Origin of the sequence: Phenylobacterium sp. 58.2.17 (assembly GCF_026411515.1) — a bacterium.
In the GTDB taxonomy this organism is placed as follows: domain Bacteria; phylum Pseudomonadota; class Alphaproteobacteria; order Caulobacterales; family Caulobacteraceae; genus Phenylobacterium.
In genome coordinates this window covers 1-6,580 of record NZ_JAPMTQ010000084.1, presented here as the reverse complement: position 1 = coordinate 6,580, position 6,580 = coordinate 1, and the positions used below count along the sequence as shown (strand labels likewise).

Sequence of the window (6,580 nt, the reverse complement as noted above, 5' to 3'; positions counted from 1 at the left end):
TTTTTTAAAACCCAAATCCCCAAAACCCAAATCATGTGGATATTGTGGTGGGCTCGTATTTGTTAATAAGAGACACCCCTGGACGCTGGCGCGGGCGCCGCCGCGGACCTGATGACCGCCGCCGCCGCCGCCGGGGCGCGCCTCGGCGAGGACCGGAAACAGCGCCGCCGACAGCGCCGCGGCGGTCAGGGACAGGCTATGAAACTTCCACATGGCGGTGACTCCTACTTGCCGAGCGCGGTCAGGCGAATGGGCAGGGCCCCGGCTGGGGCCTGGAACGCGAAAGTCTGGGCGTCGAAGGCCGGACGGAAGTTCCACGACAGGGTGGCCGTGTACTGCGGCGAGCTCGGGTCGGTGCGATCGGTGATGACGATCTTGCGCGGCACCGGAGAGTCGCCCTGGGCGATCCAGATCTGCCAGTCGACCTCGGCCTCGCGGAAGGCGTAGTGGTCGGTGCGGGTTCCGTCGATCAGCGCCGGCCCGACATAGAGCGCCTCCTGGATGTCGTCGGCGCGGCCGCCGCCGGGTTCGCTCCAGCGGAAGAGGTCGGTCAACGGCAGCTCGATGCCGTAGCGGTCGGCGGCGAGCGCCAGGGTCTCGCGGATCGTCGGCGGGGCCTCGACCTGGGCGTAGTAGGCGGTGCGCGGCGAGGAGACGGTGAGCTGCTTGCCGTCATAGGTGAAGCGGCGGTCCTTGTAGTCGCCGACCCGCTCGATGACGAAGCCGTTGGGGCGGCGGACCTTGAAGGTCGCGTTGTCGCCGAACTGCAGGCGCTGGCCGTCGTCGAGCACGAGGTCGAAGGCGCCACTGGACTTCAGTTCGAAACTGGTCTGGGTCCCGAGGTAGGCGCTCATCCGCTTGAGGGCTTCGATGGCGTCCGGATCGATGTCGCTGTCGGCGGCGCCCGCCGGCGCGGCCGGGGCCGGCGCGGGCTGGGCGTAGGCGGCGGTCGCGAGCAGGGCCGCGATGGTCATGGCCGAGAGCCAGGGAACGGTTCTCAAAGCGGGGACTCCCGGTTTTCAGGGTGGATGGTGGATGACCGGCGCGAGCCGCCGATCCTTTCGGGGGCCGGCGGACGCCAGCCGCCGGCGAGGGCCGCGGCCTTGGGCCAGTAGAGTTTGAGCTGCAGCCTTAGCCGGCCGGGCGGCGCCGGCAGCCAATTGCCCGGCGGGTCGGGCGGCTGGTGGTCGATGCGCAGGACCAGCCCGCCGTCGGGCTCGACGACCAGGGCTTCGCGGCTGTCGATGTGGCGGGGTCCGGCCCGCAACGCCCCGCTGGCGGCGCGGACGGCCAGGCCGAGCGTCCAGAAGCCGTCGACCGGCGGGGTCGCGCCCGAGGCGAAGCGGATGACGTAGGGCTCTGACCCGATGAGCGGGCGGCCCTCGGAGTCGCTGTCGCAGAGCCACTGCTGGACGTCCTCGGGCGCGGCCGCGCCGAGACTGGCGAGCAGGGCCGAGGCCGGCGTCGATAGCGTGGGCGCGGCGCGCCACACCGCGCCGTCGGCCGGATCGCGGTCGTGTATCACCCGCGCGAAGCCGTCGGCGGCGCCGAGGGCGAGGGCCTCGCGCAGGGCGGCATCGTCCGGCAGATGGAACGCCTTGCCGGGGGCCACGCCGATGCGGGCCAGCGCGTCGAGGTCGAGGTCGCCGCTGGGCGGGTGGCGCGCCAGAAGCCGGGCCAGGTGGTGGAACAGGCGGTGCGGCGAGAGGGAGGTGAGGGCGTCCAGCGCCGGCTGCAGCGGCGGGTCGACCTGGCCAGACAACGGCCGCAGGCGCGCGCCCGCCGGCTGGGCCGGGCCCAGGGCCAGTTTCCGGGCGAGCCCACGGGTGGTCTCCAAGTCATTGGTTCCGAGCGCGGCGATCCGCACCACCGCCCAGACCAGGGTGGTGGGGGAGCGCCGGGCGACGGCGTCCTCGGGCGCCTCGCCGCGCCAGTCCGGGCCGACCAGCACCAGGTCCAGTCCGCGCTGGTGGGTGCGCGGATCCACCCGCCCGATCCGCTGGCCCCACGCGTCGAACAGCGAAACCGACCAGTAGCGGCCGCTGAGATCGGGCAGGGCCAGCAGCATCGGCCCTTCGCTGAGGTCGATCCACGCGCTGGCGCGGACGATCAGGTCGTCGTCGTCGCTCAGTCCAGGCGCGATGACGCTGCAGTCGTCCGGCAGGGCCAGGACCTGGTTCATGCCGACCGGGTGCGTGCGGCGGACCGCGTCCACCAGCAGCAGCGGGAACCCCAGAACGATCCCGTCAGCGGCCGCGCGCCGGAGGTCGAACGGGTTCGTCTGTAAGTGCGACGCCATGGGCGTGGACGCCTCCTTGTCCAAGGGAAGCGTTCCAGCGCGCGCCTATCGCCGCCATCGGGTCAAACCCGATATCCGGCCCCGTCGGTATGGGACCTAGGGCTGGATAAGATTGTGCTTAATGCCGAAACGAACGAACTCGGCGGCGGTTCGCACCCCTGCCTTGCGCATCGCCGCGGCGCGGTGGCTTTCGACCGTCTTGACGCTGATCTGGAGCTGTCGGGCGATCTGCTTGTTGGAGTTGCCCTCGGCGATCAACTGGGCCACCTCGAGCTCGCGCATCGTGAAGCTCTCCAGCCGCGAGCGCTTGCGCTCGCTGACCGCCGCCTCCAGCAGGAGTTCGGACACCGAGGAGGAGAAGTAGGGGCGGTTGGCCCCCAGGGCCGAAATGGCCGCCTCCAGGTGCTGTTCGCTCTCGCTCTTGAGCAGGTAGCCCCGCGCCCCGGCCGCCAGGCCGCCGCTCACCGTCTCGTCGTCGTCGTGCATGGTGAACAGCAGCACGTTGGTCTGGGGCGAATCCTGGCGCAACCGCCGGGTGACCGCCAGGCCGTTCATGAGCGGCAGAGAGACGTCGATCACCGCGACGTCGGGCTGATGGGCCGCGGCGAGCTCGACAGCGGATTGACCGTCCGAAGCTTCGCCGCACACCTCCCATCCCGGATGGCTTTCGACAATGTCTCTAATTCCCCGTCGGACGATTTCATGATCGTCGGCGATCAGAATTCTCAGCATCCAACACCCCAGGTATGAATGCCTAGGGAATACACCTATTGGATTAGTTCGTGCACTAGTAAGATCACCCATATACGTTTGATCCTGGGCATGTATTCTGGATGGGTGTTTCTGGTCTCGGGGGAACGGGCGCCGCTGTTTGGGACTTCCTTAAGCTGTAACCGGCGAGGGAAGCGGGAGACGGACGATGGCGTTAGTCCAGACCGACGCAAGTGCGGCGGAGACTTGGTGTGTACCAAGCCGACGTTCCGAGCGGGGCCATCCCAGGGTGGCGCTGGCGCTCGCCGAGCGCAGATCAGGTCAGATCACGATAATTTCGGCATGCCCGGCCTTCCGAGCATTAATGGGCTGCGAGGCCGTGGAGGGGCGGAAGCTGGATGAGCTGGCGCCGCCGCATGACGCGGGCCGGCTGCAGGTCCTGATCGAGCGCTGCCTTCAGGGGCGACGGCCGGGACGGATGGACCGCTTTCTGCGCACGGACCAGCGGCCGGACGGGTCGCGCATCTGGGCCTTTCCCGTCGAATGGGGCGCGAGCGGCGCCGAACAGGTGATCTTGCAGGTTCTGCCGAACGGGCGCTCCCACCACCTGACCAGCCACAGCGAGATGCTGTTCGACCATCTGGGGCAGATCAGCTCGGGGTTGCTCTACGTCTACGACGTGGTCCAGCGCCGGACCCGGTACATGCACCCGCAGCTGGCCGAGAGCCTGGGGCTGTCGCCGACCGGCGCGGGCCTGGCCGAGGTGCAGGATCGTCTGCATCCGGACGACCGGGAGGGGCTGCAGCGCCACCTGGAAGAGATGTCGAGGCTGCGCGACCATGAGGTCTGCGAGGCGCAGCTAAGGCTGCTCGGGGCGGAAGGCGACTGGCGGATCGTGCAGTCGCGGGCGCGGGTGTTCTCACGCACGCCGGACGGCGCGGTGCGCAGAGTGGTCGGGGTGGCGTCCGACATCACCGCGGCGGTGGTGCAGGCCAGCGCCCTGGCCCATGCCAAGGAAAGCGTCGCCCAGGCCGAACTGGACGAGCGGCGGCGGATCGGGCGTGAACTGCACGATTCCACCGCCCAGCACCTGGTCGCCATAGGACTGTCGCTGGCCGCGCTGGAGCGGCGGGCGGTGTTCAACGAGAGCCACCAGGCGATCCTGCGCGACATCCGCAACGCAATCTCGGCCGCCCATCGCGAGATCCGCACCTTCTCGTTCATGCTGCATCCGCCCCAGGCTGGAGGCCGCGACCTGCTCGAGCGGCTACGGGTCTTCGCCGACGGCTTCGGCCGCCGCGCCTCGCTGCGGATCTCGGTGGAGGCGACAGGCCAGCCGCGCGGCGCGACCAGCGCGATGGAGAGCGCGCTGTTCCGCGTCTTCCAGGAGGCGTTGATGAACGTGCACCGGCACACCACGGCGCGCAGCGTGCGGGTGCGGCTCAACTATATCGGGTCCGAGGTCTCGCTGGTGGTCGAGGACGACGGCGGCGTGCCGCCGAACGGGTGGGCGTCGGCGGTCGACGACGAGACCGGGGTCGGGATCTCGAGCATGCGCGGGCGGCTCGTCGAGCTGGGCGGGCGACTGGACCTGGAGCCCGGGGACGACGGGCTGCGGCTGAGGGCGCGGCTGCCGCTGCAGGCGCGGCCCAATGAGATCAAGCTGGCTCGCCGTCCCAGGCGGGTGGTCGGGGAGGAGCGTTCCTTCGCGCCGCGGCGGCTGGACCTGGACGCCGAGCGCGCGCCCCCCCGGCTGGTCTGATCAACCTAGCGGGCGGTCAGCACCACCCCGAGCAGGACTGCGGCCCAGTGGGCCCCGGCGCCCGCCACGACGTGGCCGTGCCAGATGGCGCGCGCGTAGCGCAGCTGCTTGTTCAGATAGAAGGCCACGCCGCTTGAATAGAGCAGGCCGCCGATCGCCAGCAGCAGCACCGTCAGGCTGGTGGCGTTGGCCAGCAGCGGCTTGAACGCGATCAGCACGATCCAGCCCAGCAGCAGGTAGGCCGCGACCCAGACGCGGCGCCCGACGCCGGGCAGCAGCACCTTGCCCAGAGCGCCGAAGGCGGCGACCGACCACACCGCCGCGGTCATTCCCCAGGCCCAGGCGCCGGTCAGGGTCTGGGTCGTGAACGGGGTGTAGGAGCCGGCGATCATCAGGAAGATCCCGGCATGGTCGAGCCGGCGCAGGGTGGGCCGGAACCGGGGCTTGGCGAAATTGTAGGCGGTCGAGAAGCCGAGCATGGCCAGCAGGCCGAGCGCGTAGATGCCGACGGCGAACGCCATGCTGAGCGACTGGGCCTTGACCGCCAGGGTGAGCAGCACGATCCCGCCGACCAGGGCGAGGGTCAGGCCGACGACGTGCACCACCAGGTCGGCGCACTTGGCGCTGGCGGTCGGGTAGTGGCGGGGCGGAACCGCGGGCGGGCTCATTGGGGAGGCTCCTGATCCTGGCGTCGGCCCGACGATAACAGGTTCGCAACGCCGCGCGAGGGGCCGCGGCGCCGCGCAATAGGCGAAAGGGCTTATTCGATCTGCATTTATGTGCTTACGATCATTGAAGTAATCGAAGGGTGATGCTTCCGGCTGCAATAGTGCAAGGATGTGTTCATGCCCGTCGGGCGCCAGGATGTTGGGCAGACGCGTGCGTCGCGCGGGCGCCTGATCGGTCATGAAGGAGCGGCCTATCTGGCGGCCTTCCTGCTGGTGCTGGTCGTCGCTGCGGCGATCGACCTGACTCTAATTAACGACTTTCATCTGGAGCGGTTCAGCGCGGTGCTGCTCGCCGGGGTGCTGGTGGTCGCCGCCGCCCTGGGCCTCGGCTATGGGCTGGCGGCCGGCGGGGCGGCGCTGGCGGCGTTGCATCTGCTGGCCCAGACCCCGCTGCCGCAGGGTTGGCTGTCACGAGACGGGCTGCTGTTCGCGCTGCTGGGCGCAGCGGTGGTCGCCGCCGGGCTCTATGCCGATGTGGCGCGCCGCCGGGAAAGCGCGGCCCGGGCCCTGGCGACGGCGGGCGGGCGGCTGTCGGCCCACGTTTCGGACTCCGCGCTCGGCCAGTTCATGCGCAGCGTCGGCGGCGAGCGGCTGTCGGGCGTCGAGATGTTGGAGAACTCCGCGCGCACCGGGGTCTGCGTGCTGATCATCGGCGTCGGCTGGGCGCTGGCGCGGGTGGTCGGCGAGGCGCTGGGCCCAGGGGGCACGCAGTTGATCCTGACCGGCGCCGTGCTGCTGGCGGGGGCGGCGCTGGGCGCCAGCCTGGGACTGGCGGGCGGCGTCCTGATCGTCCTGACGGCGCTGGCGTTCCCGCCCGCCCAGCCAGGACAGTTCGGCGGCTCGCCGCCGGTGGTGGCCTTCGAGCTGCTGATGTACGCGGTCTTCGGCTGGGGCGCAGGCCACCTGACCGACCGGCTGCAACGCGAGCGGCGGGCGATGGACGGCCTGACCGCCGCGAGCCGCGAGTTCGCGGCCGGGGCCGACGAGGCCAGCGTGCGGCAGATCCTGCTGGAGAGCCTGGTCAAGGTCACCGGCGGCGGCGCGGTCGAACTGGTCGACGAGGCCGGCGGGGCGGCGCTG

At 70.4% G+C, this 6,580-nt stretch carries 7 protein-coding genes; 2 read left to right on the top strand and 5 right to left on the bottom strand.

All coding sequences use genetic code 11. The features are described 5' to 3' along the window. The 4 genes from OUA97_RS22895 to OUA97_RS22880 all read right to left on the bottom strand — a co-directional run. On the bottom strand, positions 1-213 hold a 213-nt coding region (locus tag OUA97_RS22895; RefSeq protein ID WP_267234399.1), incomplete at its 3' end, for a hypothetical protein. 11 nt (positions 214-224) lie between these two features. Further along, a complete protein-coding gene (locus OUA97_RS22890; protein ID WP_267234398.1) occupies positions 225-1,001 on the bottom strand; it encodes a DUF2092 domain-containing protein in 777 nt (258 codons plus the stop codon). Then, the gene (locus tag OUA97_RS22885) at positions 998-2,299 is read right to left on the bottom strand and encodes a DUF1254 domain-containing protein (protein WP_267234397.1); all 1,302 of its coding nucleotides are present in this window, start codon (positions 2,297-2,299) and stop codon (positions 998-1,000) included. The genes OUA97_RS22890 and OUA97_RS22885 overlap by 4 nt, the downstream gene beginning before the upstream one ends. Positions 2,300-2,395: 96 nt before the next feature. Next, positions 2,396-3,031 carry a response regulator gene (locus OUA97_RS22880; protein WP_267234396.1) on the bottom strand — a complete coding sequence of 212 codons (636 nt, stop codon included), beginning with the start codon at positions 3,029-3,031 and terminating at the stop codon, positions 2,396-2,398. Positions 3,032-3,218: 187 nt separating this feature from the next. Here OUA97_RS22880 and OUA97_RS22875 point away from each other — a divergent pair, with 187 nt between their 5' ends. After that, entirely contained in the window at positions 3,219-4,772 is a 1,554-nt protein-coding gene (locus OUA97_RS22875) for a histidine kinase (protein WP_267234395.1), read from the top strand. Between the two features lie 5 nt (positions 4,773-4,777). On the opposite strand, the gene trhA is transcribed toward OUA97_RS22875, so the two are convergent. Continuing rightward, a complete protein-coding gene (gene trhA / locus OUA97_RS22870; protein ID WP_267234394.1) occupies positions 4,778-5,440 on the bottom strand; it encodes a PAQR family membrane homeostasis protein TrhA in 663 nt (220 codons plus the stop codon). A gap of 177 nt (positions 5,441-5,617) precedes the next feature. On the opposite strand from trhA, the gene OUA97_RS22865 reads away from it, so the two are divergent. Beyond that, on the top strand, positions 5,618-6,580 hold a 963-nt coding region (locus OUA97_RS22865; protein WP_267234393.1), incomplete at its 3' end, for a hypothetical protein.